Origin of the sequence: Microvirga massiliensis (assembly GCF_001006805.1) — a bacterium.
Taxonomy (GTDB): domain Bacteria; phylum Pseudomonadota; class Alphaproteobacteria; order Rhizobiales; family Beijerinckiaceae; genus Microvirga; species Microvirga massiliensis.
Genome location: NZ_LN811352.1, coordinates 209,346 through 233,433 on the forward strand (window position 1 = coordinate 209,346; position 24,088 = coordinate 233,433).

The window sequence follows — 24,088 nt, forward strand, 5'->3', positions numbered from 1 at the left end:
GCTCCATGTCCCGCGGAAACATCCTTCTTGCCGATGACGATGCCGCGATCCGCACCGTTCTGAACCAGGCCCTGTCCCGTGCTGGCTACGAGGTGCGCTCAACGAGCAATGCCGCCACCCTGTGGCGATGGGTATCCCAAGGGGATGGGGACCTCGTCATCACCGATGTCGTCATGCCCGACGAGAATGCGTTCGACCTCCTGCCACGGATCAAGAAGCTCCGCCCCGAGCTGCCGATCATCGTCATGAGCGCACAGAACACGTTCATGACTGCGATCAAGGCATCGGAACGGGGCGCCTACGAATACCTCCCGAAGCCGTTCGACCTGAAGGAACTCGTCTCTGTCGTCGGAAGAGCGCTCTCCCGACCGCGAGCGCCGATCGTTCCGGAGCAGGCGCCGGACGGCGAAGAGATCCCTCTCGTCGGCCGTTCTCCGGCGATGCAGGAGATCTACCGGGCGCTCGCGCGCCTCATGCCGACCGATCTGACGGTCATGATCACCGGCGCATCCGGAACCGGCAAGGAACTCGTCGCACGCGCCCTGCACGACTATGGGAAGCGTCGCCAGAGGCCCTTCGTTGCCGTAAACATGGCGGCGATTCCTCGTGACCTCATCGAATCCGAGCTTTTCGGCCACGAGAAGGGGGCCTTCACGGGCGCGACCGCGCGAAGCGCAGGCCGGTTTGAGCAGGCGGAAGGCGGCACCCTCTTCCTTGACGAGATCGGCGATATGCCCATGGAGGCCCAGACACGCCTGCTCAGGGTGCTGCAGCAGGGCGAGTACACGACCGTCGGCGGACGACTGCCGATCCGGACGAACGTCCGGATCATTGCCGCTACGAACAAAGACCTCCGCATTTCGATCCAGCAGGGCCTGTTTCGGGAGGATCTGTTCTTCCGTCTGAACGTGGTTCCCCTGCGGCTGCCGCCCCTGCGCGAACGGGTCGAGGATATCCCGGATCTGATCCGGCACTTCTTCACCATCGTCGAGAAGGAGGGATTGCCCCGTAAGCAGATCGACGTCGAGGCCATGGACCAGCTGAAGCGCTACCGTTGGCCGGGCAATGTCCGCGAACTGGAGAACCTCGTGCGCCGGCTGGCCGCCCTATATCCCCAGGACACGATCACGGGCGCGATCATCGAGGCGGAACTCGATACCGCTCCCTCCGCGACGGTGTCGCAACCGGCGCGCCCCGCCGGCATCATCGAGGCGAGCAATCTCTCGGACGCGGTCGAGCGGCACCTTGCGGAATACTTCTCGACTTACCGGGATACGCTCCCCCCGCCCGGACTCTACCATCGTGTCCTTCGCGAGATTGAGGGCCCGCTCATCGGAGCGGCGCTCGCCGCAACGCGCGGCAACCAGATTCGCGCTGCGGAACTCCTCGGTGTCAATCGGAACACGCTGCGAAAGAAGGTCAAGGACCTGGATCTGCAGGTGATCCGGACCGCACGGTAGGAGCGGGTGTTTCCCGCATCTGTAATAATTTGACCACAGTGTTGTGTTGGTGCATCAGCGCACGAGGCTGAGCGGGCCACTCGAACGCCCGCTTCTTGGCGGGGCACCCTTGTCGAATTCTTCGGAACAAACGGGCCGTCGTGCCACCAGCGACGCCGCGCAACGAGGGCCGGGAGTTCTCGGGCCGGTCGCCGTGCTTGCGGCGCTCGCCTCCGCTCTTGCGACCTTTCTCGTTCTCGCCGGGCTGACGCCTATCCTGCCGACCCACAACGTCGTCGTCCTCGCGTTCCTGATCAACGGCGCGCTGATTCTCCTTCTCGTCGGCATCGTGGCGGTGCAGACGCACCGCCTCATCCGCGACACCCGGGCGGGAGCGGCGGGCGCCTCGTTGCATGCCCGCATCGTCGGCCTGTTCAGCCTCGTGGCTGTGCTCCCGGCGATCCTGGTCGCCGTCGTCGCGAGCGTCACGCTCGAGCGCGGCCTCGACCCCTGGTTCACGAGCTCGCTCCGGAACCTGATGGGAAATACGGTCGCGATCGCGCATGCCTATCGGGAAACCCAGTGCCGCACCCTGGCACGAGAAACCCAGCTCATGGCGGCCGACTTGAATCGCGCGAAGCCCCTCTTCGATGCGGACCGTCGCATTTTCCGGGAGTTCTTCAGTTCCCGCGCGATCTTCCTCGGATTTCCGCTTGCCCTGATCGTCGAGCCCGATGGGACGGTTGTCGAGCGCGTCGAGCCGAAAGTCATCGAAGGCGTTCCGATGCCGTCGGCGGAGGACCTCGACGAAGCAAGCACCGAGGATGCGCTGTGCCTCTTCACGGGAAAGGGGAACGTCTTCAGGTCCGTCCTGAAGCTCCAGGCCCATGGAGGGCGAGTTCTCTATGTGGCCCGCGAGGTCGATCCGCGCGCGCTCGAGTTCCCGGCCGTCGCCGAAGCAGGTTTCGCCGTTTATCAGGCGCTCGATCAGAAGAAGGGCAGTATCCAGATCGCATTCGCCTCGATGTTCGCGCTGATCGCGTTCATCGTCCTGCTCTCGGCCATCTGGTTCGGCCTGAATTTCGCGAATCGCCTCGTCGCCCCGGTGCGCCGGTTGATTCACGCAGCGGACCAGGTCTCGACCGGCAACTTCTATGTGCAAGTGCCGGTCCGCGGCGGCGAGGGCGACCTCGGGCATCTCGGCGAAACCTTCAACAAGATGACGTCGGAGCTTCGGCGTCAGCATGACAGCCTCACGGCTGCGAGCGACCTCATTGACCGTCGTCGGCGATTTACCGAAGCCGTTCTCGCCGGGGTCTCCCCTGGCGTCATCGGCGTCAATGCCGCCGGCCGCGTGACAATTGTGAATCCGTCGGCCGAGGCCCTGTTCTCGGCTCGACGGGAGGATCTGCTCGACAAGCCTGCCACGCAGCTGCTTCCCGAGCTCGCGCCCATGATCGAGGAGGCGCGCCATAATCCACAGCGGCTCGTTCACGGTCAGCTCGCACTTGCTCGAAACGGACGCGAGCGGATCCTCAACGTTCGTGTCGCGAGCGAGCAGGTCCGCCATGAAGGCGACTTCGTCATAACGCTCGACGACATCACCGATCTCGTCGCGGCCCAGCGTACTTCCGCATGGGCCGACGTGGCGCGACGCATCGCCCACGAGATCAAGAATCCGCTCACGCCAATTCAGCTCTCCGCCGAGCGAATCAGGCGCAAATACGGAAAGGTGATCACGACGGATCGGGAGGTCTTCGACCAGTGCACGGCGACGATCGTGCGTCAGGTCGACGATATCAAGCGCATGGTTGATGAGTTCTCGTCCTTCGCTCGCATGCCGAAACCTGCGATCGGAGAAGAGGATCTCATCACCACGGTGCGCGAAGTCGTATTCATGCTGCGCATCGCTCATCCCGATATTGCGTTCCGCGATGTGCTTCCCGACACGCCGATCGTGCTGCCGTTCGACAGGCGCCTCGTCTCGCAAGCCGTGCAAAATCTCCTGAAGAACGCAACGGAGGCGATTAATGCGGTTCCCGAAGACGATCGCGGACGTGGGGAAATTGTCGTCTCGCTCGAGGGTTCCGAACAGGATTTCGTGATGCTCGTCATCACCGATAACGGCAAGGGCTTCCCCCAGGAGGGCCGCCAGCGCCTCCTGGAACCCTACATGACGACACGCGATGGCGGCACGGGTCTTGGCCTCGCGATCGTCAGCAAGATTCTCGAAGAGCACGGCGGAGGAATCGAGCTTCTCGACAACCCGGCAGGCCGGGGAGGACAGGTCAGAATCCGCATTCCCAAGCAGCATTCCGAAACCGATCAGCAGCCGCAGCAGCGGCGGGAAGCCCGCAAGGTCGCATCATGAGTGCCGATATCCTTGTCGTTGACGACGAAGCCGACATTCGCGAACTCGTCGCCGGAATCCTCGAGGATGAAGGCCACAGGACACGGACTGCCGGAGGTTCGGACGACGCGCTCGCTGCCATCGAGTCTCGGCGGCCTCACCTCGTGTTCCTCGATATCTGGCTGCAGGGAAGCCGCCTGGACGGGTTGCAGGTCCTCGATCTCATCAAGGGGCAGCACCCGGACCTGCCCGTCGTCATGATTTCGGGGCACGGGAATATCGAGACCGCCGTCGCCGCCATCAAGTCCGGCGCCTACGACTTCATCGAGAAGCCATTCAAGGCCGATCGCCTGGTCCTCGTGGCCGAGCGGGCCCTCGAGGCCTCACGCCTGAAGCGGGAAGTCCGCGATCTGAAGGCACGGTCCGTGCAGGCAAGCCGAATCGCGGGCCGATCGGTAATCATCAACCAATTGCGGCAGACGATCGAACGGGTCGGCCCGACGAATGCGCGGATTCTCGTCACCGGCGCGCCAGGAAGCGGCAAGGAACTCGCTGCCCGGACCATTCACTCCGTCTCGAATCGCGCCAGCGGCCCATTCGTCGTCCTCTCCGCCGCGACCATCACGCCCGAGAACATGGAAGCGGAACTCTTCGGCGTCGAGGGAGGCGACGGCCGGGGACGGCGCATTGGAGCCCTCGAGGAGGCACATGGCGGCACGCTCTATATCGACGAGATCGCCGACATGCCCCGCGAGACCCAGAATCGGATCCTGAGGGTGCTGGTCGATCAGAACTTTCAGCGGGTCGGCGGAACGACCAGGGTCCACGTCGATGTTCGCCTGATCTCCTCCTCGAGCCGGGATCTCGCCGCCGAAATTGCAGCCGGGCGTTTCCGGGAGGATCTCTTCCACCGCCTCGGCGTGGTGCCGATCCGGATTCCGGCCCTGTCGGAACGCCGGGAGGATGTCCCCGAGTTGATCGAGTTCTTCATGGAACAGATCTCCGCTGCCACGGGCCTCCCGAAGCGCCGGATCGCGGATGACGCGATGGCGGTGCTGCAGTCCCATGATTGGCCCGGGAACGTGCGGCAGCTTCGCAACAACGTCGAACGCCTCATGATTCTCACGGCCGGAGAGGCGGACGCGCCCGTCACGGCGGAAATGCTGCCGACGGAAGTCGGAGCGCTCGTCCCGACGACGCCGAACGGGGCCGGCGGCGAGAAATTGATGAGTCTGCCGCTTCGGGACGCGCGGGAGATTTTCGAACGCGAATATCTGATGGCCCAGATCGCACGGTTCAGCGGCAACATCTCGCGCACGGCCGAGTTCATCGGCATGGAGCGCTCGGCCCTGCACCGGAAGCTCAAATCGCTTGGGGTAGGGGCCTAGGGCATCCTTCGAGGATCGAAGCATTGCATCGGCGCCTCTTTCGGCTGCGGTGGATACGCCACAGGTGGAGGTTAATTGACCGGAGACGACCTGAAAATCGGGGCGGGAGGCATTTCGGCGACCGGAGGGCCTTGCGCTACGTCAGGCTTGGTCTTGTAATAGGAGTGCCAGTCATCCGACCGCAGGCACGCGCGGATTAACGAAAATGACGGCCCCCTCGCCAGGACCGGCGGCGAAGGGCCGGTGAGGCCAATAATGGCGGGCGAACGCACGCAGAATCTCCAGGACACGTTTCTCAACCATGTCCGTAAGAACAAGATCCCCCTCACGATCTTTCTCGTGAATGGCGTCAAGCTGCAGGGGGTCGTCACCTGGTTTGACAATTTTTGCGTCTTGCTGCGGAGGGATGGTCATTCGCAGCTGGTCTACAAACATGCCATTTCGACGATCATGCCCGGTCACCCGGTTCAGCTCTTCGACCAGGCGGACGAGGTGAACGAAAAGGCGTGAGGTGACCGAACCTCGCACTCCCGGGGAAGACCGGCTCCTCGAGCCGGAGAAGGAAGTCGCCGCGGGCACGCGTGCCTTGGTGGTCGGTCCTTACCTGACGCGGCGGCGTGTTCCCTCGCCGACCGAGAAGGCGAACCCGCGCCCGACTGAGGCCAGGCTCGACGAAGCCGTGGGGCTCGCCGGCGCGATTGACCTGGATGTCGCGGATGCCCTCGTGGTAGCGCTCTCGTCACCGCGGCCATCGACCTATATCGGCAAGGGTAAGGTGGATGAGCTTGCTGGGATCGTGCGATCCGAGGGCATCGGCCTCATCATCATGGATTGCGCGCTGAGCCCGGTTCAGCAGCGCAATCTCGAGAAGGCGACCGGCGCGAAGGTCATCGACCGGACTGGTTTGATTCTCGAGATCTTCGGGCGCCGGGCCCGAACGAAGGAGGGCTCGCTCCAGGTTGAGCTGGCCCATCTCGCCTATCAGAAGAGCCGGCTCGTCCGCTCCTGGACCCACCTGGAGCGCCAGCGCGGCGGGTTCGGATTCCTCGGCGGGCCGGGCGAGACGCAGATCGAGGCCGATCGCCGCCTCATTCAGGAGCGCATGAATCGGATCGAGCGCGAGCTCGAGACCGTCACCCAGACCCGCTCCCTCCACCGAGCCAGCCGCCGACGCGTCCCATATCCGATCGTTGCCCTGGTCGGATACACGAATGCCGGAAAATCGACCCTCTTCAATCGCCTCACCACCGCGACGGTGCTCGCGGAGAACATGCTCTTCGCGACGCTCGACCCAACGTCCCGGGCTGTAGAACTTCCACGCGGTGAGAAGGTGATTCTGTCCGATACGGTCGGCTTCATCTCCGATCTGCCGACCATGCTGGTCGCAGCCTTTCGGGCAACCCTCGAGGACGTCATCGAGGCGGACGTGCTCCTTCATGTCAGGGACGTTTCCCACGGTGAGACTGAGGCGCAGGCCGGCGACGTGCAACACGTGCTTCGCGAGCTCGGCATAGACCCGGACGACACGTCTCGCCTGATCGAAGTCTGGAACAAGGCCGATCTGCTATCTCCCGAGGACCGGGAGAGGCTCGCGACGACCGTTGCGCGGCTGCCGCCCGAGCGGCGGCCGGTTCTGATCTCTGCCGTGACGGGCGAGGGTCTCGATGACCTCCTCGGCACGATCGAGGTGCGCCTCGGACTCGGGCGCCCCTCCTATGAGATCACCGTTGCGCCGGAGGACGGACGAGGCCTCGCCTGGCTGCACGAGAACACGGAGATTCTCGCGCGCGAGGCGACGCCCGAGGGGCAGACGATCGTCAATATACGGGTTTCCGGCGGTCGCGAAGGACGGCTCCTCGCACGATTCCCGACCGCACGGCGCCTATAGGCCGCCTTTCGATTCCGCTCGCTTGGCGGCCGCCCAAAGCTCATCCATCTCTTCGAGGCTCGCTTCGCCGAGCTGTTTCCCGGTTGCGGCCAGACCATCCTCGATGGCGGCAAAGCGTCGTTCGAACTTCGCATTGGTGCCCCGAAGCGCCATCTCGGGATCGACACCGCAATGGCGCGCGAGATTGGCCACTGCAAAAAGAAGATCCCCTATCTCGTCCTCGATCCGGTCCCTGTCTCGGCTGGCGATCGCCTCCTCGGTCTCGTCGAGTTCCTCGCGGATCTTGTCGAGAACCTGTCCGGTGTCCGGCCAGTCGAAGCCGACCTTCGCGGCGGCGCGGGTGAGCTTGTCGGCGCGCGCCAGCGCCGGAAGAGCCTTAGCAATACCGTGCAGGAGACGGGGAGGGACCTCGTGCTCTTCCGAGGCGCCGCGCTCGCGCTTCCGCTCCGCCTTCTCGGCTTGCTTGATCTCGTCCCAGAGGCCTTTCACATCTTGCGGTGAGAGATCCCTGGCCTCTCCGAAGACATGCGGATGCCGCCGGATGAGCTTCGTGGTGATCGCCTCGACGACAGCCCCGAATCCAAAGACACCCTGCTCTTCGGCCATCCGCGCATGAAAAACAACCTGGAGGAGGAGGTCTCCGAGTTCATCTCGTAGATCGAGAAGATCTCCCCGCTCGATCGCGTCGGCCACTTCATAGGCCTCCTCGATCGTATAGGGCACGATCGTCTCGAAAGTCTGCTCTAGATCCCACGGGCAACCCCTACCGGGAGTCCGAAGTGCCGCCATGATCTCGATGAGGCGCTTGATGTCGCTGGATGGTTTCATGCTGCTTCGCGATGCACTTCGACTGTGACATGCGACACGCCGGGCAGATCCGACAGAAGCCGGCGATACTCATCAGGGGATCGCGGCTGCAGAGATGCAACGCTTGCGGTGACGCCGACATGTCCCGGACCGAGACGCCAGAGATGCAGATCGATAACCCGCGCTCCGGTCCCTTCGAGCTTTGAACGAGCCCCTCGCACGAGATTGTCTCCCGGCGTCATGTCGAGCAGGGTTGCGGCAGCTATCCGCATCAGCCCTCGCGACCAGTGCGCAATTACGATCGCTCCCAGGAGCCCTGAAAGGGCATCGAGCCAATTCCAGCCCAGAAATAGCCCGGCCAGGAGAGCGACGATCGCGAGCACCGAGGTGAGGGCATCTGCCAGAACGTGAATGTAGGCGGCCCGAAGGTTCGTATCGTGCCCGTGACGTCCGTGTCCATGGTCGTGCTCGTGATGATCGGAGCCGTGCCGATGCGTTTCCGCGTAAGCATGATGAGCAGTTCGATGGCCGCTTGCTTCGTGAGGAGGTTCCGAGGCTCGGTGATGCTCGTGCGAGTGGTGACCATGGTCATGACCATCGCCCTGGTGGAGCAGAACCGCACTGGCGAGGTTCACCGCGAGGCCGATTGTTGCGACCACGATCGCTTCGGTGAAGTCGATCGGCACTGGCGCGACCAGGCGTTGGAGCGATTCCCACACGATCAGAAGCGCGATCAGCCCCAGTGCGACGGCACTTGTGAACGCTGCGAGATCTCCGATCTTTCCGGTTCCATATGTGAATCGTGGGTCGTTCCGGTGCCGTTTCGCATAGCCGTATGCAAGAGCCGAGATCAGGAGAGCCCCTGCATGAGTGGACATGTGCCAGCCGTCGGCGAGCAGAGCCATGGAGCCGAACAGAGTGCCGGCAATGATCTCGGCAATCATCATCGCCGTCGTCAGGGCAATCACGAGCCAGGTTCGTAGGGCGTTACGGTCGTGATCTCGTCCGAGGAATTCGTGGCTGTGGGGCTCTACCATTCTCTCTTCTCGCCGAAGCCGTTGGTACCTATCGGATATATGAGTGGCGATACGTGTTCCCGCATGCCTTTTGCGCCGCGGCGTTCCGGCTCGACCGGGTAGCGCCTGCCGACACAAGCGAGCCGGAACGCCAATCGGAAACGCCCCGTGCCGGATGTCACCCGACCGGTGCGGGCCGTCTTTCGACCGCATAGCCGGCCCGTTCGAGGGCCGACGCAACGGCGTCCTCCTCGAGCGAGGACACGATTGTCACTTCCTTGGTATCGAGGTCGATCTCCACATCAGAGGTCGGGTCGAGGCCCGTGATCGCGCGCGTGACACCTTTGGCGCAACCACCACATTTCATATCCGGGACACGGAACCTGAGCATTTGGATCTTCTCTCCTGGTGTGGCGGGAGGCGTAAAGGTTCCAACGATGGGAGAGTCAAGCGAGAGCGTCGGAAGGAGCACTCCCGAGCCGGTTCCAGCCGTGGCGACTGCATGTGTACATGCAATTGCAGACTTCGCACGAACAGGGGGGACGAAATGCGAGATCGCCGAGTCGATACGGCAGCAGTGGCTCTCCGACGGCACCGTCAGGACAGCGCGACGGTGCCGCTCTCGGTCAGAGTCCGTAAAGATCCCGCGCGAAAGCTGCCAGATTCCTGGCCTCCAATGCCTTGAGCGGCGCGCGGAACGTGACCCGAACCACCCCCGGATGGCGTCCGATCTCAATCGATCCTGCCATCGTGGCGCGGTTCATGACTTCGGGCACCGTCATCTCCAAAAGGTCCGCTGCGCGCTTCAGGCCATTCTCTGTCGCCGCATTGAGATTGGCTCCGGTCCCAATGACCGTGATGGGTGCATCCCGTTCGATCCCCGCAAGCCCGTGCGCCCGGCCGAGAGCCACGGCCTTGCGACGCTCCGTCCGGCGCAACGGCCGGGCGAGATGCGGTAGGTCCTCCGCCACAGGGAAAAGAATGGGCCCATCGATGTTCAGCCCCTTGATGACGCTCACTTCCAGCGTCACCGCGCCGGCCACATCGCAGGTATGGCCAGCGATTTCACCATCACCTTGAAGCGCATGCATGTCCCCGAGGTAAATGCCGCCTCCCGGGACCTTGACGGGACAGATCAGGACCGCGCCGGCCCGAACCGCATTCACGTCAAGGTGGCCGTCCGTCTTGTGCGCCGCGAGCTCCTCCGCAGTCAGGGCATAGCGATGCGGCGCGCCGATGAGGAAAGTGCCGAAGTCGCCGGCATTGTGAGAATCCGGCATGGCCACCGAGGGGGTCGTTCCCAGCTGCCCGAGGAACGGACGCAAGCGTGTCGCCACGCCAACAAGATCGGCGGGCGCGAAAGTCAGAATCGGGTGCTGGATGGATGCGTCGGGCAGGGCCATCAGACGGGCGGCATCCTCTGCCATGGCTTCGGCAGCAGACTTGCCGACCGTCACTCCGATCTCGCGTTCTTCGTCAAAGACGATGGTATAACCATTCGAGAATGTGAATGGCGTAGCATCGGCACCGCATTTCATGCAGCGCACGGCTGTCGGTCCAATCCCCTCGACCCGAGTTCGTGGCCATTCGGTCCCGCAGTTCGGGCAGACTGCGGCGCAGAAGGGGTCTCCGTTGAATCGTCCCGCCATGACCTTGTCGTTACCGGAGGCGGTCGCGGCGGATGTCACGACAATGGAACGGATCCGGATCGCGATCGCATCGCCGATCTCGGCTCCCTCGACGGCAACGGGCCGCGTCACCTCGTGTCCGCCACGGATCTCGGGCGTAATCATCGGACCCCAGCATCCGGGGGCGGTATTCGCAACGATGACTCCGCCGTCAGCAACCGGCCCCAGCATGGGGCGCCCCGGATCCAGAACACCGTCGGTGAACTCGTTCACGAAAACGGTGCGTAAGGCCCGCTCCGCCATGGATTCTGAAGTATCGAGCCTGAGGGATGCGAGTTCTTCCTGCATGACGAACCTCCAAGTACCGGCTCAGCGCCGGTCGCTGCGGCCAATCCGTCCGGCGCAGTCGACCCGGTAAAGTGAGCCCATGCCGCAAGGTCATCAAATCAAATTTGCACCAGGAAGAGCTGGAAGAAGGACGGTTGCATTGGTCCGGGCCGAATGTCTGCTGAGAGCAACTGAAGTGCCGGAGGAGGATCGAGCCATGGCGACGACATTCAAGGTCGGCGATCACGTGACCTGGAATTCTGAGGTCGGTCATGTCAGCGGCCGGATCGTGAAAGTTCACAGGTCGGATGTGAACTACAAAGGATACGTCCACCATGCGAGCGAAGACGAACCCCAGTACGAGATCAAGAGCGACAAGACCGATCATGTCGCTCTGCACAGGGGAAAGGCGCTGAAGCTCCTTCGCCGGTGAATAAAGCCTTTGGATCGCGTCGAATCCGCGTGACCGGTGCGCGGCAGGTCGGCCGTCCTCGAAGAATGACTGATGCTCGGCGGCGAGTTCCAGGACGATGCTGGCGATCTCCCACAACCCAAGGCGCTGGGCGGCCTCTCTGGCGGGTCACTTTCTCGTGGCTCTCGGCTCGGCCATTGCGCTCATGTCGCAATATCACATGGGCGCATCATGGCGCGTTGGGGCAGCCCCGGGAGAGCTCGGTCCGCTTGTCGACACCGGCCCCTTCGCGCTGTCCCGCAATCCGGCGTTCCTTGGCCAAGCCATTCTGCTCCTGGGCCTTGCGCTCGTATTTCCGGATCTAGTCTAATGGGAGCCGCGATTGCGGGCCTTGTTGCGATGGCGGCTCAGGTCCGGATCGAGGAACGCGTCATGCGGGAGATCTACGGATGTGCCTATGCCGATTATGCGGCGCAGGTACCACGCTGGCTTGGACGCGTGCGCAAGCAGCACCCAAGCGAGGAGGATTGAGGTCTGGCCATACCTCGGGCTCGCTGCCCGTCACGCCGCGGCGGCTTCGGAAGCCCGGCTCCACTGGCCCAACGTGGCAAGGCTATTCATGCGGGCCCGATGAGCAAAAGCGCGCTGCGCGGCCGGGACATTTTCCGGGATGCCTCGCCAAGCCGATTGCGCGGAAGCCTGGAGGGCCCGGCCATAGGAAAAAGTCAGCCGCCACGGAACTCCGCCCATCCTGCTCATGGCGTCGAGATGAGCCGTTGCCTCTTCCTCCGACTGTCCGCCGGAGAGGAAGGCAATTCCCGGCACGGCTGCAGGGACGCTCCGCTTGAGAATCCGGATCGTGTATTCTGCAACTTCCTCGACTCCAACCTGTCGCGGCGCGGCCATTCCCGGAACGACCATATTGGGCTTCAGAATTGTCCCTTCGAGGACAACACGCTGCTCGTACAATTCGCGATAGACCGTCCTCAGGACCAGTTCCGTCACTTCCGCGCAGCGCTCGATATCATGCGCCCCCTCCATCAGGACCTCGGGCTCCACGATCGGCAGGATGTTCTGCTCCTGGCAGAGCGCAGCGTAGCGGGCGAGGGCATGTGCGTTGGCGCTGATCGCGGCCGATGTTGGGATGTTGTCGCCGATATGGATAACCGCTCGCCATTTCGCGAAGCGTGCGCCCAGAGCATAAGATTCCTGCAAGCGCTCGCGAAGCCCATCCAGCCCCTCGGTCACGGTCTCGCCGGGGCTGAGGGCGAGCGGTTTGGTCCCCCTATCCACCTTGATGCCGGGCACGGAGCCCGCTTCCTCGATGAGCCTGACGAGCGGTGCACCATCTCGCGCGTTCTGACGAAGAGTTTCCTCGAAGAGTATCACGCCCGAGATGTGATTCCTCATCGCCTCGGCCGTGCGGAAGAGAAGCTCGCGATAATCGCGCCGGTTCTCCTCGGTCGGTTCAACTCCGACTGCATCGAAGCGCTTCTTGATCGTGGACGAACTCTCGTCCGCAGCCAGGATGCCCATGCCGGGGCGCAGAATCCGCGCCGCTGTTTCCGTCAGTTGCTTGATCTCCATGGGTCGATCTCGCTCCATTCGGACGAAGTCGCATGACTATACCACAGATCGGTCAGCACGGCCCTGTCGACGCGGTCGGTTGGCGGCAGTCCTTTCCAGAATTCGAGTATCCACCCTCCGCCGAAGCACTCCAGATCTTGAGTGGAGCAACCTCACCGACGCGGTGTGACGGTCTTCGCGCCCAGCGAACGTGACGGCCCCTCGGCGCGACAGGCGCCGTGCCCCTGCGGGCTGTATCGTCCGTCGCGCCTGGAGTTTCTGGAGATTACCATGCACCAGATTTCACCCGAGACGGGATCGTGCAGCGACGAATGCCCGCGCTGCTGCCAAGCCTACTTCGGCACCGCGATGACCCACTGCCTCGAGCCCAGCGATTTCTGGCTCATGATGGCTTGCGACGAGATCTGCCGCAGCATGGCCGCCGGACCTCGAACGGCCCGGCAGGGCAGCCGCAGACGCGATGTCGGCCTGCGACCGGGGCTGCAGGACGTACCGGCAATCGGGAGCGCCCCGGAGAAACAGCGCTCCCGATCTCCGGGTGGGGGCTCAGACTGGACGCGCGCCGCGGTAGCGGGCGAAGGTCGACCGGCCACCCGGCCCGAACAGGACGACGTCGTAAGTGTCATCCTCGACGCCGGCGACCTCCATTCCCGGTGAGCCGATGGGCATCCCGGGCACCGCGAGTCCTTTGGCCTGCGGCCTCTCGGCAAGCAGGCGCTTGATGGCCTCGGCGGGCACGTGGCCCTCGATGACGTAGCCGCCGACCTCCGCTGTGTGGCACGAGGCGAACTCCCGCGGCACACCGAGGAGGACCTTCAGGCGGGGCACCTCGGATGACTCGATCACCTCGACCGGGAAGCCGGCAGCGCGGACATGGTCGACCCATGCGCCACAGCAGCCGCAACTCGGATCCTTGGTGACCGTCATCCGGGGCAGGGGTTCCGCCGCGAAGGCGGGGGAGCAAGAAACGGCAACGGGAAGAGCGGCGAGTCCTGCGAGCAGCGCCCGCCGGCTCAATGTCGGGTTGGGATTCATGATCTGGCCTTGTTCGATGGAGGAGAGGGGAGGGGGCGACCGTGGCCGCCCCGGCGCGATCACTGTCTCGCGTTCTCGGTGAGCCACGACCGCATCATCGCGATCTCCTCTTCCTGCGCCTTGATGACGGCCTCGGCGAGCTGACGGATTTTGGGATCCTTGCCGAACGCGACCTCGATCTTCGCCATGTCGACCGCACCCTGGTGGTGGGCGATCATGTTGCGGACGAAGTCGGCATCGACATTGCCGGTATATTCCATCGCCATCTCGCGGTGCATGCGCTCGTTGACGGCATTCATGGCGAGCGAAGCGACGCCCTGGTCGCCGCCAGGCGTGCCCATTTGCATACCGGCCATTGCGCCCTGGCCCGTCATCCCGGCCATGCCGCCCTGCATCATCGGGCAGCCCATCATGCCCTGGCCCATGCCGGCCATCATGCCGCCGGGACGCTGGCTGCCCTGCATGCCGGACATCATCCCGCCCTGGCCCATCATCCCGCCCCGCATGCCGGGCATCGGCTGTTGAGCAGGCGGGTTGCCTGACGGGGCCGGAGCCGTGGGCTGCTCCTGGGAGGCTTGCGGGTGGTGCGCCTCGTGGTCGGTGGCCGATGGGGTGCTCTGCTGGGCGAGGGCCGTGCCGGAGAGGCTCGCGGCGAGAACGAGAGCGAGAATAGAGGTCTTCATGGTGTTTCTCCTCGGAGAGTTCGAGCTTGAATGACAACGGACGCTGTCGCGTCCGCCCGGATGGGGCACGTCGTCTCAGGATCGAGGAGGAGGCGTGGCGGGATCGGGGGTGATCCCGGCCTGGAGCGCGGTCGCCACCATCCACCAAACCGCAAGGTAATCGGCAATTGCGGGCCAACCTGCAGGGATCGGGAGGGCAGTCGGTCCGCACGGCGCCTGCATGCAGCCTAATGCGCAGGTCCGGTCCAGGAAGACCGGCCCCGGATCGCAGCAGTCGTGCTCCGGCGCACTCAGTGCATAGTGGACGCCGTCCATACCGCCGTGGTCGCCGACGGCATAGAACGGCGAGCCGAGCGGGCCCATGATCAGGACCGCCACCAGGGCGAGACGGACGATGATGGAGGCGGTGACCATGACACGCATGATGCTACTACGTCCGCTCTGGCGGCAATTGAGCCACGTCAACCTTCCTGCTCAGCCCTGCGCAATCCGCAATGCTCTCACTCCCTCACATGAGCTTTGGGATCAGAGCCGCACGAACCGAAGTCTGGACGCGTTCGCGATTACGCTGACCGACGACAGTGCCATGGCGGCTGCGGCGATGATCGGGGACAGGAGAAGGCCGAACACTGGATAGAGCACGCCGGCCGCGATCGGGATGCCAGCCGCATTGTAGATGAATGCGAAGAACAGGTTCTGGCGGATGTTGCGCATCGTGGCCTCCGACATGTGGCGCGCCTTGACGATGCCCGTCAGGTCACCCTTGAGAAGGGTGACCCCGGCACTCTCCATGGCCACGTCGGTGCCGGATCCCATCGCGATCCCGACGTCGGCGGCCGCGAGGGCGGGCGCATCGTTCACGCCGTCCCCCGCCATGGCGACGACGCGGCCCTCGCGCCTGAACTTGTCCACCACGGCGCTCTTCTGCTCCGGCAGAACCTCCGCCTCGACCTCGTCAATGCCGAGGCGCTCCGCCACCGCCCGCGCCGTCGTCCAGTTGTCGCCGGTAAGCATGACGATCCGGATGCCGTCCGCCCTGAGGACGGCGAGAGCCTCCGGCGTCGTCCCCTTGACGGGATCCGCGATGGCGATCGCGCCGATGACACGGCCATCCACGCCGACGAAGATGGCTGTCGCGCCGTCCCGCCGGAGTTCCTCGGCCGCTTGCGAGAGCGGTGCGACGTCGACTCCGTGCTCCGTCATGAACTTGGCGTTGCCGAGCACGATCCTCTTCCCCTCGACGGTGCCGAGGACGCCTTTCCCGACCGGGGAATCGAACTCGGTCACCGGTGCCGTCGCGATCCCCTTCGCTTCGGCAGCGGCCACAATGGCGACCGCCAGAGGATGCTCGCTTGGCCGCTCGACGCTGGCGGCCAGGCGGAGCACCTCGGGCTCGTCATGTCCGGAAGCCGGCACGATTCGCGTCACCGCCGGCTTGCCCTCGGTGAGCGTGCCGGTCTTGTCGATAACGAGCGTGTCGACCTTCTCCATGCGCTCCAGCGCCTCGGCGTTCTTGATCAGGACACCCGTCTGGGCGCCCCGGCCGACGCCGACCATGATCGACATCGGCGTGGCGAGCCCGAGCGCGCAGGGGCACGCGATGATCAGGACCGAGACCGCCGCGACCAGCCCGTAGGAGAAGCGCGGCTCCGGTCCCCAGATCGCCCAGGCCAGGAAGGCCAGCATGGCGACGCCGATCACCGTCGGCACGAACCAGCCCGAGACCTGATCGGCCAGGCGCTGGATCGGCGCCCGGCTGCGCTGCGCCTCGCTGACCATCTGGACGATCCGCGCCAGCATGGTGTCCCGCCCGACCTTGTCGGCCCGGATCACGAGGGCACCGGTCCGGTTGATGGTTCCGCCGATCGCCCTGGCGCCGACCTCCTTGGTCACCGGCATCGACTCGCCCGTGACCATCGACTCGTCGACCGAGCTGCGCCCGTCCACCACCTCGCCGTCGACCGGCACCTTCTCGCCCGGGCGGACACGGAGCCGGTCTCCGACCTGCACCGTGTCGAGCTGGACCTCCTCCTCGGTCCCGTCGGATCGCATGAGGCGTGCCGTCTTGGGGGCGAGGTCGAGGAGGGCGCGGATGGCGCCGCTCGTCGTCTCGCGGGCTCTGAGCTCGAGCACCTGCCCGAGCAGGACGAGCACGGTGATGACGGCTGCGGCCTCGAAATAGACGGCAACCGAACCGTCGGGTGCGCGGAAGGTGGCCGGGAAGATCCCCGGCGCGAGGGTCGCCACGATGCTGTAGATCCAGGCCACGCCCGTGCCCATGGCGATCAGCGTGAACATGTTGAGGTTGCGGCTCACGACCGACCGCCAGCCGCGCTCGAAGAAGGGCCAGCCGGCCCACAGCACCACGGGCGTGGCGAGCAGGAGCTGGATCCAGTTCGAGGTAGTCTGTGGGATGAGGTGCTCGAGACCGATGAGATGGCCGCCCATCTCGAGCACGAAGACCGGGATCGTCAGGACGAGTCCGATCCAGAACCGGCGCGTCATGTCGATGAGTTCTTCGCTCGGTCCCGTGTCGGCACCGACGAGAACCGGCTCCAGGGCCATGCCGCAGATCGGGCAGGAGCCCGGTCCGACCTGCCGGATCTCCGGGTGCATCGGGCAGGTATAGATCGTGCCCTCCGGAACCGGCTCGGCCTTGGCCGCGGAGGTGGCGGGGTCGATGTAGCGGGTCGGATCCGCCTCGAACTTCGACCGGCATCCCGCCGAGCAGAAATAGTAGGTCCTGCCCACATGCTGCGCGCGATGATGCGTCGTGTGCGGATCGACCATCATTCCGCAGACCGGATCCTTCACGAGATTGGCGGTGTCCGACCCAGGCGCAGCGTGATGGGCGTGATCGTGTCCGTGCCTGGAATGGTCGTGGGCTGTTCCGGCACCGTGTTCATGGCTTTCGGAGCGATGATCATGGTTCATCCCGCGTCTCCTCTTGCAGCACAAACCCGGTCGCTACACCTTCTCAGCATAGGAAGATCAAGGCACGTATTCTCGAGCCCTCTCGATCTCGTCGAGCGAAGGTCATCCCGAGTCGGCCGAGGCCTCGTCGACCTTGTGCATACCGGCGATCCGGAAGCGATCGCCAGACAAGCCTTGCATCGTGATCGCTCCTGAAACGAATGTGGCGTCCGTGTCCCAGGCGTCACATGCATTCGCTGTTTCGCAGAAAGGAGCATCTCGAGCGCCCGGCGTGCCGGCAGGCAAAAATCGCAGTTCCGGACTGGACGAAGCGATTGCCCCGCCGTGTTCCCCAAACTTCCTTTGCAGTGTCAGGCAGCCATGCTGCGGACGGCTTCCTGGCAGGCTTTCTCGCACCGACGACAGGATTCAGCGCAAATCCGACAGTGTTCGTGACGTCCGGCGTGGCGCTCGCACTCCTCGCCGCAAAGCCGACAAGCCGTTGCACACGCCTCGAGCATACGCCGAATGACCTCTTCGTTGGAGCCCGTTCGCCGTGTCGCTACCGCCCCGGTCGCAGCACAGACGTCAGCGCAATCTAGATTCAGGCGAATACACTGGGTCAATTGCTGGACCATGTCCTCGCCGAGGCAGGCGTCGGCGCAGGACGTGCAAGCCTGAGCACAGGAGTAGCACTCCTCGATGCAGCGGATGAGCGCCTCGTTCGTGTTGCCCTTCACGTGGGGATGGGTGCGGATCATCTCTTGAGCGTGCATGGTCTATCTCCATCGGGGCGGGCCCCTGATGTTCGGTTGTGATGGCAGAAACCGACGATCAAACTCATCGGTCTCACAACGGGCCTGCGGCAATCAGGGCGCGCACGGGCGCTCGGCAGGCGCCACTCTAACAGGCCGGTCGGGAGTCCTGTTCCAGTATGACCATGATGCCACGCCCATCCCGAGCGGAACCACGAGGGATTCGCCTCCGGTCAAGCTGACGAGGCGGCAGAGCGTGCAGATGGATTCTACAGTCTGAGAGTGAAACACCCGTCGGGAAGACGCGTTCACAAGCAGTACTCAGGAGAGCGTCAATGTCCCGGAAAGAAACAGGCAGGAGCAGTAGCGCCCCAATCACGGGAGGGGCAGGATTTGGCCCCGACACGCCGATCGATCAGGCCGTCAGCACGCGAGACGAGGAACCTCCCTACGCAGAGACCACGCCTGATGCCCCGGCCATTTCCCCACCCGGAGATGCAGAATCTTTGAAGCAGTTGCGGCAGGAAAATGCGGAGATCAAACACAAGCAAAGCAAGCCCTGATCAAAGGGTTCGCTTCGGGATCTCTTCACTTCACGGCTGCGGGTGGCGGGTGGCCACTTGAGCGTGGTGAGGAAGAGTGACGGCGAAGCCTGCGGGCCGAAGCGTCCGACTACCGCGCCGATTGTCGGTCAGCCTTATTTCGACTTCTCGATTCTGATCACCGAAATCCGCCCGTTCACGCGATCCGCTTGAAAGCGAATCCTGTCACCCGCCTTCACGCCTTCGAGTATCGCCGGATTGGGTGTCCGGAACACCATCGTCATGGCGTCCATGTCGAGGTTTGGGATCGGGCCGTGATCGATCGTGATCTTGCCGGCTGATGCGTCGACCCTCTGGACGATGCCCGAAACCATCGGGGTGTTCTGGGAGAGCGCCTGGCCCGAGAAGAAGAGAGCAAAGATCAGACTCGCAGCGGCAAGGTTGAAGCTCCTCACGGGTTCGTCCTCCTCGGTTGCGGTCGGTGGAGTGTATGATCACTCAACCACGATGACGCCCTTCATCCCGGACTCGTAGTGGCCGGGAATCAGACATGCAAACTCGAAGGTTCCGGGCTTCGTGAAGCGCCAGACGATCTCGGCCGAATTATCCGGGCTCAGACGGCGTCCGTTTGGATCGTCGTGCCCCTTGTCCGAGTTCTTCTCCATCTGAACTTTGTGCTTCGCGTTATTCGCCATGGTATCGAGCATGAACTCGTGTTCGACCTCGCCCACATTTCTGATGATGAATTTCACCTGCTCGCCACTCTTGACCGTAACCCGATCGGGAACGAAGAGCATCTTCGCATCATCGGTCTCCCGCATCGTGACCTCGACGGTCCGCGCGACCGGCCTCTTCGGATTACCCGGTTCGCCAGCTGCGAACGAACTGTGGCTGTGGCCAGCATCTCCGGTCCCGGCAACAGCCATTCCCATGGAAAGTCCCAGCGCTGCTGCAGCGCCGGCAACAACGGACATACGTGTCTTCTTCGATAGCTCCCTTATTGTCCCTGTGCCGAACGCTCTCGACTCTCGGATCTCTGCTGCACCGCATGCGCATGCCGTTGCTGAACAGCATTCTTACTGCCGGATCCCGCGGCACGCTTCGTCCGCAGCCCGGCGGCGCCAAAATGAGGAGCCGGATCCGCGACATGGGGCAGGGGGATCGATTCATCCGCTAGCCCTTCGATGATCGGGCAGTCGGGCCGGTTGTCGCCATGACAATGCTGCGCAAGATGTTTCAGCGTGGTGGCCATTTCCTGGAGTTCCCGGGCCTTACGCTCTAGGAGATCGACATGCGCGAGGGCGATCCGCTTCACGTCCGTGCTGGCGCGGTCCCGGTCTCTCCAGAGGGCGACGAGTTCCGCAATCTGTTCGACGGAAAATCCGAGATCGCGGGCACGCCGGATGAAGCGGAGCGTATGAACGTCGCTATCCGAGTAGACCCTATATCCTGACTCGGTCCGCACGGTCTTCGGGATCAGCCCGATCAACTCGTAGTATCGGATCATCTTGGCGGAAACGCCGGATTCCACCGCGGCCTGACCGATGTTCATGACGATGTTCCTTTCATAGAGTGGGGCGCTACGGGTGCGCCCCGACGCTTCCTGCAGCGGGCGCTCCCGATGCGGTCGAGGCTGCCGCACGGATCGGTGGCTCAAACCCGCGAAGCCGCAGAGCATTGCCGAGCACGAACACGCTCGAGAGCGCCATCGCGCCCGCGGCAATGATGGGCGAGAGCAGAACCCCATAAGCCGGGTAGAGCACGCCGGCTGCGACAGGGATCAGAATCACGTTGTAGGCAAACGCCCAGAAGAGATTCTGCCGGATGTTCCGGATCGTCGCCTTCGACAGCGCAATGGCGTTCACGACGCCCCGCAGGTCACCTGACATCAGGACGACTTCGGCGCTCTCGATTGCGACATCCGTTCCGGTCCCGATCGCAATGCCGATATCAGCCTCTGCGAGTGCCGGCGCATCATTGATGCCATCGCCCACGAAGGCCACCTGCCGTGCGCCGGCGCGGAGACGCTCGAGGGCTTCGACCTTGCCGTCGGGAAGCACCTCGGCAATCACCTCGTCGATGCCGACCTGGCGCGCGACCGCCTCCGCCGTTCCGCGATTGTCGCCAGTGATCATCGCAACCTGCAACCCGAGGCCATGCAGCGCCGCAATCGCATCCGGTGTGGAAGGCTTGATCGGGTCGGCGACAGCAATGACGGCTGCAACCTCTTCGTCGACGGCAGCATAGAGAGGACTCTTGCCCTCACGGCCAAGCCGCTCCGCCGTGGATTCGAACGCCGCCACATCATATCCCAGCTTCCTCATCAACCGATCGGCGCCGATCTCGACCTTCCGTCCGCCCACCTGCGCCGAGACACCGAAGCCCGGGAAGGCGTCGAAGCCGTCTGCGGCTCCGACATGCAGCCCGCGGCTCGTTGCGGCCTCGACGATCGCCTCCGCGATTGGGTGCTCGGAGCGCGCCTCCACGGCCGCCACCAGAGCGAGGATCTCGTCTTCCGCGAAGCCTTGCGCAGCGATGAGATCGGTCAGCTCCGGGCGTCCCTTGGTGATCGTGCCGGTCTTGTCCAGCGCCGCGACGTCGACGCTCCTGAGACCTTGCAGCGCTTCACCCTTGCGAAAGAGCACGCCGAGTTCCGCTCCGCGGCCGGTGCCGACCATGATCGAGGTCGGCGTCGCAAGTCCCATGGCGCAGGGACAGGCGATGATCAGGACGGCAACCGCATTCACCAAGGCGGAGCCGAGCGCGGGTTCAGGCCCGAAGAGGAGCCACACCACGAATGTGAGGGCAGCCGCGGCCATGACCGCCGGCACGAACCACATCGTGACTCTGTCGACCATGGCCTGAATGGGAAGCTTCGATCCCTGCGCGGCCTCGACCATGCGGATGATCTGAGCCAGGACCGTGTCGGCCCCGACCTTCGTCGCCTTGAAGCTGAAGCTGCCGGTCCTGTTGAGCGTCCCGCCGACCACACCGGCATCCACCCCCTTCTGGACCGGCACCGGCTCGCCCGTGATCATCGACTCGTCGACGAAGGATGAGCCTTCGACGACGTTGCCATCGACCGGAATCTTCTCTCCCGGGCGGACGAGGACGATATCGCCGACCTTGATCTCATCGATCGGGATTTCGACGGCGTTTCCGTCGCGCTGCACGCGCGCCGTCTTGGGCTGGAGGCCCATCAGGCGCTTGATCGCCTCCGAAGTCCTTCCCTTCGCACGCGCCTCGAGCGTCCGACCGAGAAGGATCAGCGTAACGATCACCGCTGCCGCCTCGTAATAGACGTTGACGGTGCCCGACGGCAGCACACGCGGCGCAAAGGTCGCGACGACGGAATAGCCATAGGCTGCGGCGGTGCCGAGCGCGACCAGCGAGTTCATGTCCGGCGCGCGCCGAAGCAGGGCAGGGACCCCTTTGCGGAAGAAGCGCAGGCCCGGTCCGAACAGGACGAGCGTGGTGAGGACGAACTGCAGGTACCAGCTTTCGCGGTGCCCTATCGTTTCCATCACCCAGTCGTGGAAGCCGGGCACAAAATGAGAGCCCATTTCGAGTGCAAAGACCGGAAGCGTCAGCGCGGCGGCAAATGCAAGCGAGCGCTTCAGGCTCCGATATCCCTGCTCACGGGTATCCTCCCGACCCTTGGTCACTGCAGTGGCGACGGGATGCGCCTCATAGCCTGTGTCACGAATGGCCGAGGTGAGGTCATCCACCGAGACGATTCCCGCGAGATAGCGCACGCTCGCCTTCTCGGTCGCCAAGTTGACGGAAGCGCTCACGACGCCGGGGACAGCCTCGAGCGCACGCTCGACGCGCCCCACGCAGGACGCACAGGTCATGCCTTCGACCTGGAACTCCGCACTTTCCTCGCGAATGGCATAGCCTGCGTCCTCGATGGCATGCGCAGCGCCGAGCGGATCCGGGGCGCCTCGGAAGGTAACTTCCGCCCGCTCGGTCGCGAGATTCACATTGGCTGCGACACCCCCCGGCAGAGCTGAAAGGACGCGCTCGACACGCCCGACACAGGATGCGCAGGTCATGCCTTCGACAGGAATGGAGAGTGACTCTCCCGGCCACTGGGCCTGCCCTTTCGCAGCGCCAGCCATCTTGAACACTCCGTCAATTCGTTTTGCTGCATGGGTGTCTAAGGCTTCCCATGATGGGAAGGTCAAGCGATGTTCGCAAGAGCCGCCGCAGGAGAAAGCCGGGGCAGGGCTCTTCGCGAGCGGACCCTTGTCGGAGGCCCAGCGTTGCTGCATGAGCGCCGGAAGGGAGGCCACGCTTCATGGACGTGATCATCTACCACAACCCGCAATGCGGGACGTCGCGGAACACCCTCGGGCTGATCCGCAATGCCGGGCTCGAGCCGCACATCATCGAGTATCTGAAGACCCCGCCGACCCGGCTCCTGCTCAGACGACTCATCGATCGCATGGGCCTTCCGGTCCGCGATCTCCTGCGGGAGAAAGGCACGCCGTATGCCGAACTGGGCCTGGACGACCCGTCGCTCACGGACGGCCAACTCCTCGACGCCATGATGGCGCACCCGATCCTCATCCACCGCCCTATCGTCGTCACGCCGAACGGCGTGCGCCTGTGCCGTCCCTCCGAGGCGGTGATCGACATCCTGCCGCCTCAGCATGGCGAGTTCGTCAAGGAGGACGGCGAGCGGGTCATTGATGAGCACGGCCGCCGCGTGGCCACCGCCTGAGGGCCCACGGAGGTCGCCGAGGCCAGCTGCCGGTTCCCCGCTGCGTTGACCCGCACGGACGTTTGCGGGAGCAAGGTCATGACTCAGAACAAGCCGGAGAGCGTTCATCCCGATAAGCCGAAGCTCAATCCCGGAGATCAGGCCGAGCCGGGCACCCCTGGGGCGGGCGAGAACATCTGTCGGGAATGCCAGGGCACCGGCAAGATCGGACCCAAGGACTGTCCGATCTGTGGAGGCACTGGCATCGTCATCGAGGAGATCGGCGGCGGGTAGGGCGGGGCACCCCAACCTACCCTGCGACAGCGCTCGAGATCCGTTGAATGCTGCTGCGAGATCGGCAGCGAGTTGCCCCAGCCCCTGTGCCGAGCTGCGGGCCGGGGCGATACGATCCATGCGGCAATACGGCCCTTGGCCCGACGTGTCTCCTTTCGGCCGCGGAACTCGCAGGTCCTGACTGAGACCGGGATTGGGCGAGTTCGTACTACGCAGAACGCGTAGGCTCAGCTGGCGGTGCGGCGGACACCGCCAGCGATTCCGGAGCCGGGACCAGCTGTGTCCAAGTCCGTCTCAGGCAGCCCTCCATGCAGACCAT

General features: G+C 64.1%; 24 protein-coding genes. 10 read left to right on the forward strand and 14 right to left on the reverse strand.

Annotation, left to right across the window (positions count from 1 at the left end; translation table 11 throughout):
* Positions 1-5 precede the first annotated feature (5 nt).
* The 5 genes from ntrC (at position 6) to hflX (ending at position 7,065) form a co-directional block, all read left to right on the forward strand.
* Complete coding sequence (gene ntrC / locus BN1233_RS09905) at positions 6-1,460, forward strand: nitrogen regulation protein NR(I) (RefSeq protein ID WP_046863414.1); 1,455 nt, start codon at positions 6-8, stop codon at positions 1,458-1,460.
* Positions 1,461-1,569: 109 nt separating this feature from the next.
* The gene (locus BN1233_RS09910) at positions 1,570-3,810 is read left to right on the forward strand and encodes a sensor histidine kinase NtrY-like (RefSeq protein WP_046863870.1); all 2,241 of its coding nucleotides are present in this window, start codon (positions 1,570-1,572) and stop codon (positions 3,808-3,810) included.
* Positions 3,807-5,177: a nitrogen assimilation response regulator NtrX gene (ntrX, locus tag BN1233_RS09915; protein ID WP_046863415.1), complete on the forward strand. Its 1,371-nt coding sequence runs from the start codon at positions 3,807-3,809 to the stop codon at positions 5,175-5,177. Before BN1233_RS09910 ends, ntrX begins: the two co-directional genes overlap by 4 nt.
* Positions 5,178-5,432: 255 nt before the next feature.
* On the forward strand, positions 5,433-5,687 hold the full coding sequence (gene hfq, locus BN1233_RS09920; protein WP_046863416.1) for an RNA chaperone Hfq: 255 nt from the start codon (positions 5,433-5,435) through the stop codon (positions 5,685-5,687).
* 1 nt (position 5,688) lies between these two features.
* Positions 5,689-7,065, forward strand: coding sequence for a GTPase HflX (gene hflX, locus BN1233_RS09925; protein WP_046863417.1), 1,377 nt, complete (start codon positions 5,689-5,691; stop codon positions 7,063-7,065).
* Here the strand turns inward: hflX and mazG are convergent.
* From mazG to BN1233_RS09945, 4 genes are all read right to left on the reverse strand, one after another.
* The gene (gene mazG, locus BN1233_RS09930; RefSeq protein WP_046863418.1) at positions 7,060-7,893 is read right to left on the reverse strand and encodes a nucleoside triphosphate pyrophosphohydrolase; all 834 of its coding nucleotides are present in this window, start codon (positions 7,891-7,893) and stop codon (positions 7,060-7,062) included. The two genes, hflX and mazG, sit on opposite strands and share 6 nt — an antisense overlap.
* Positions 7,890-8,909 carry a CDF family Co(II)/Ni(II) efflux transporter DmeF gene (gene dmeF / locus BN1233_RS09935; protein WP_046863419.1) on the reverse strand — a complete coding sequence of 340 codons (1,020 nt, stop codon included), beginning with the start codon at positions 8,907-8,909 and terminating at the stop codon, positions 7,890-7,892. Before dmeF ends, mazG begins: the two co-directional genes overlap by 4 nt.
* A gap of 157 nt (positions 8,910-9,066) precedes the next feature.
* Positions 9,067-9,279 (reverse strand): heavy-metal-associated domain-containing protein, encoded by a 213-nt coding sequence (locus BN1233_RS09940; protein WP_046863420.1) that lies wholly within the window; start codon positions 9,277-9,279, stop codon positions 9,067-9,069.
* Positions 9,280-9,514: 235 nt separating this feature from the next.
* Positions 9,515-10,864, reverse strand: coding sequence for an acetamidase/formamidase family protein (locus BN1233_RS09945; RefSeq protein WP_244470660.1), 1,350 nt, complete (start codon positions 10,862-10,864; stop codon positions 9,515-9,517).
* A gap of 196 nt (positions 10,865-11,060) precedes the next feature.
* On the opposite strand from BN1233_RS09945, the gene BN1233_RS09950 reads away from it, so the two are divergent.
* The 3 genes from BN1233_RS09950 (at position 11,061) to BN1233_RS46745 (ending at position 11,786) form a co-directional block, all read left to right on the forward strand.
* Complete coding sequence (locus tag BN1233_RS09950; RefSeq protein WP_046863421.1) at positions 11,061-11,276, forward strand: hypervirulence associated TUDOR domain-containing protein; 216 nt, start codon at positions 11,061-11,063, stop codon at positions 11,274-11,276.
* Between the two features lie 97 nt (positions 11,277-11,373).
* Positions 11,374-11,625, forward strand: a complete 252-nt coding sequence (locus BN1233_RS09955; RefSeq protein WP_046863422.1) for a methyltransferase family protein — start codon at positions 11,374-11,376, stop codon at positions 11,623-11,625.
* Complete coding sequence (locus BN1233_RS46745) at positions 11,625-11,786, forward strand: hypothetical protein (protein ID WP_154678260.1); 162 nt, start codon at positions 11,625-11,627, stop codon at positions 11,784-11,786. Before BN1233_RS09955 ends, BN1233_RS46745 begins: the two co-directional genes overlap by 1 nt.
* 30 nt (positions 11,787-11,816) lie before the next feature.
* Here BN1233_RS46745 and BN1233_RS09960 read toward each other — a convergent pair whose 3' ends face one another.
* The 10 genes from BN1233_RS09960 to BN1233_RS10010 all read right to left on the reverse strand — a co-directional run bounded on the left by BN1233_RS09960 (position 11,817) and on the right by BN1233_RS10010 (position 22,891).
* Positions 11,817-12,842 carry a class I fructose-bisphosphate aldolase gene (locus BN1233_RS09960; RefSeq protein WP_046863423.1) on the reverse strand — a complete coding sequence of 342 codons (1,026 nt, stop codon included), beginning with the start codon at positions 12,840-12,842 and terminating at the stop codon, positions 11,817-11,819.
* Positions 12,843-13,388: 546 nt separating this feature from the next.
* On the reverse strand, positions 13,389-13,877 hold the full coding sequence (locus BN1233_RS09965; RefSeq protein ID WP_046863872.1) for a DUF411 domain-containing protein: 489 nt from the start codon (positions 13,875-13,877) through the stop codon (positions 13,389-13,391).
* Positions 13,878-13,936: 59 nt separating this feature from the next.
* The gene (gene copM / locus BN1233_RS51005; protein ID WP_052763744.1) at positions 13,937-14,560 is read right to left on the reverse strand and encodes a CopM family metallochaperone; all 624 of its coding nucleotides are present in this window, start codon (positions 14,558-14,560) and stop codon (positions 13,937-13,939) included.
* A gap of 75 nt (positions 14,561-14,635) precedes the next feature.
* Positions 14,636-14,983: a hypothetical protein gene (locus BN1233_RS09975; RefSeq protein ID WP_048707644.1), complete on the reverse strand. Its 348-nt coding sequence runs from the start codon at positions 14,981-14,983 to the stop codon at positions 14,636-14,638.
* Between the two features lie 102 nt (positions 14,984-15,085).
* The gene (locus BN1233_RS09980) at positions 15,086-17,494 is read right to left on the reverse strand and encodes a heavy metal translocating P-type ATPase (RefSeq protein WP_046863425.1); all 2,409 of its coding nucleotides are present in this window, start codon (positions 17,492-17,494) and stop codon (positions 15,086-15,088) included.
* A gap of 350 nt (positions 17,495-17,844) precedes the next feature.
* A complete protein-coding gene (locus BN1233_RS49580; protein ID WP_046863427.1) occupies positions 17,845-18,249 on the reverse strand; it encodes a four-helix bundle copper-binding protein in 405 nt (134 codons plus the stop codon).
* Positions 18,250-18,925: 676 nt separating this feature from the next.
* On the reverse strand, positions 18,926-19,225 hold the full coding sequence (locus BN1233_RS09995) for a copper-binding protein (protein ID WP_046863428.1): 300 nt from the start codon (positions 19,223-19,225) through the stop codon (positions 18,926-18,928).
* Between the two features lie 39 nt (positions 19,226-19,264).
* Entirely contained in the window at positions 19,265-19,744 is a 480-nt protein-coding gene (locus BN1233_RS10000) for a cupredoxin domain-containing protein (RefSeq protein ID WP_046863429.1), read from the reverse strand.
* A 23-nt stretch (positions 19,745-19,767) separates the two neighbouring features.
* Entirely contained in the window at positions 19,768-20,322 is a 555-nt protein-coding gene (cueR, locus tag BN1233_RS10005; protein WP_082145339.1) for a Cu(I)-responsive transcriptional regulator, read from the reverse strand.
* A gap of 28 nt (positions 20,323-20,350) precedes the next feature.
* Positions 20,351-22,891, reverse strand: a complete 2,541-nt coding sequence (locus BN1233_RS10010) for a heavy metal translocating P-type ATPase (protein ID WP_046863430.1) — start codon at positions 22,889-22,891, stop codon at positions 20,351-20,353.
* Between the two features lie 179 nt (positions 22,892-23,070).
* Here BN1233_RS10010 and arsC point away from each other — a divergent pair, with 179 nt between their 5' ends.
* Together arsC and BN1233_RS10020 are read left to right on the forward strand one after the other, a co-directional pair.
* Entirely contained in the window at positions 23,071-23,496 is a 426-nt protein-coding gene (gene arsC / locus BN1233_RS10015) for an arsenate reductase (glutaredoxin) (protein ID WP_046863431.1), read from the forward strand.
* Between the two features lie 78 nt (positions 23,497-23,574).
* A complete protein-coding gene (locus tag BN1233_RS10020) occupies positions 23,575-23,769 on the forward strand; it encodes a hypothetical protein (protein WP_046863432.1) in 195 nt (64 codons plus the stop codon).
* Positions 23,770-24,088 lie beyond the last annotated feature (319 nt).

Coding starts and splice junctions, on each gene's coding strand:
- BN1233_RS09965 (WP_046863872.1), bottom strand. CDS start 13,877: ATGAATCCCAACCCGACATTGAGCCGGCGGGCGCTGCTCGCAGGACTC.
- BN1233_RS09950 (WP_046863421.1), top strand. CDS start 11,061: ATGGCGACGACATTCAAGGTCGGCGATCACGTGACCTGGAATTCTGAG.
- cueR (WP_082145339.1), bottom strand. CDS start 20,322: ATGAACATCGGTCAGGCCGCGGTGGAATCCGGCGTTTCCGCCAAGATG.
- BN1233_RS09975 (WP_048707644.1), bottom strand. CDS start 14,983: ATGCGTGTCATGGTCACCGCCTCCATCATCGTCCGTCTCGCCCTGGTG.
- BN1233_RS09960 (WP_046863423.1), bottom strand. CDS start 12,842: ATGGAGATCAAGCAACTGACGGAAACAGCGGCGCGGATTCTGCGCCCC.
- hfq (WP_046863416.1), top strand. CDS start 5,433: ATGGCGGGCGAACGCACGCAGAATCTCCAGGACACGTTTCTCAACCAT.
- BN1233_RS10020 (WP_046863432.1), top strand. CDS start 23,575: ATGACTCAGAACAAGCCGGAGAGCGTTCATCCCGATAAGCCGAAGCTC.
- copM (WP_052763744.1), bottom strand. CDS start 14,560: ATGAAGACCTCTATTCTCGCTCTCGTTCTCGCCGCGAGCCTCTCCGGC.
- BN1233_RS09980 (WP_046863425.1), bottom strand. CDS start 17,494: ATGAACCATGATCATCGCTCCGAAAGCCATGAACACGGTGCCGGAACA.
- mazG (WP_046863418.1), bottom strand. CDS start 7,893: ATGAAACCATCCAGCGACATCAAGCGCCTCATCGAGATCATGGCGGCA.
- ntrC (WP_046863414.1), top strand. CDS start 6: ATGTCCCGCGGAAACATCCTTCTTGCCGATGACGATGCCGCGATCCGC.
- BN1233_RS46745 (WP_154678260.1), top strand. CDS start 11,625: ATGGGAGCCGCGATTGCGGGCCTTGTTGCGATGGCGGCTCAGGTCCGG.
- arsC (WP_046863431.1), top strand. CDS start 23,071: ATGGACGTGATCATCTACCACAACCCGCAATGCGGGACGTCGCGGAAC.
- BN1233_RS10000 (WP_046863429.1), bottom strand. CDS start 19,744: ATGTCCGTTGTTGCCGGCGCTGCAGCAGCGCTGGGACTTTCCATGGGA.
- BN1233_RS09955 (WP_046863422.1), top strand. CDS start 11,374: ATGCTGGCGATCTCCCACAACCCAAGGCGCTGGGCGGCCTCTCTGGCG.
- dmeF (WP_046863419.1), bottom strand. CDS start 8,909: ATGGTAGAGCCCCACAGCCACGAATTCCTCGGACGAGATCACGACCGT.
- BN1233_RS49580 (WP_046863427.1), bottom strand. CDS start 18,249: ATGCACGCTCAAGAGATGATCCGCACCCATCCCCACGTGAAGGGCAAC.
- ntrX (WP_046863415.1), top strand. CDS start 3,807: ATGAGTGCCGATATCCTTGTCGTTGACGACGAAGCCGACATTCGCGAA.
- BN1233_RS09940 (WP_046863420.1), bottom strand. CDS start 9,279: ATGCTCAGGTTCCGTGTCCCGGATATGAAATGTGGTGGTTGCGCCAAA.
- BN1233_RS09945 (WP_244470660.1), bottom strand. CDS start 10,864: ATGCAGGAAGAACTCGCATCCCTCAGGCTCGATACTTCAGAATCCATG.
- BN1233_RS10010 (WP_046863430.1), bottom strand. CDS start 22,891: ATGGCTGGCGCTGCGAAAGGGCAGGCCCAGTGGCCGGGAGAGTCACTC.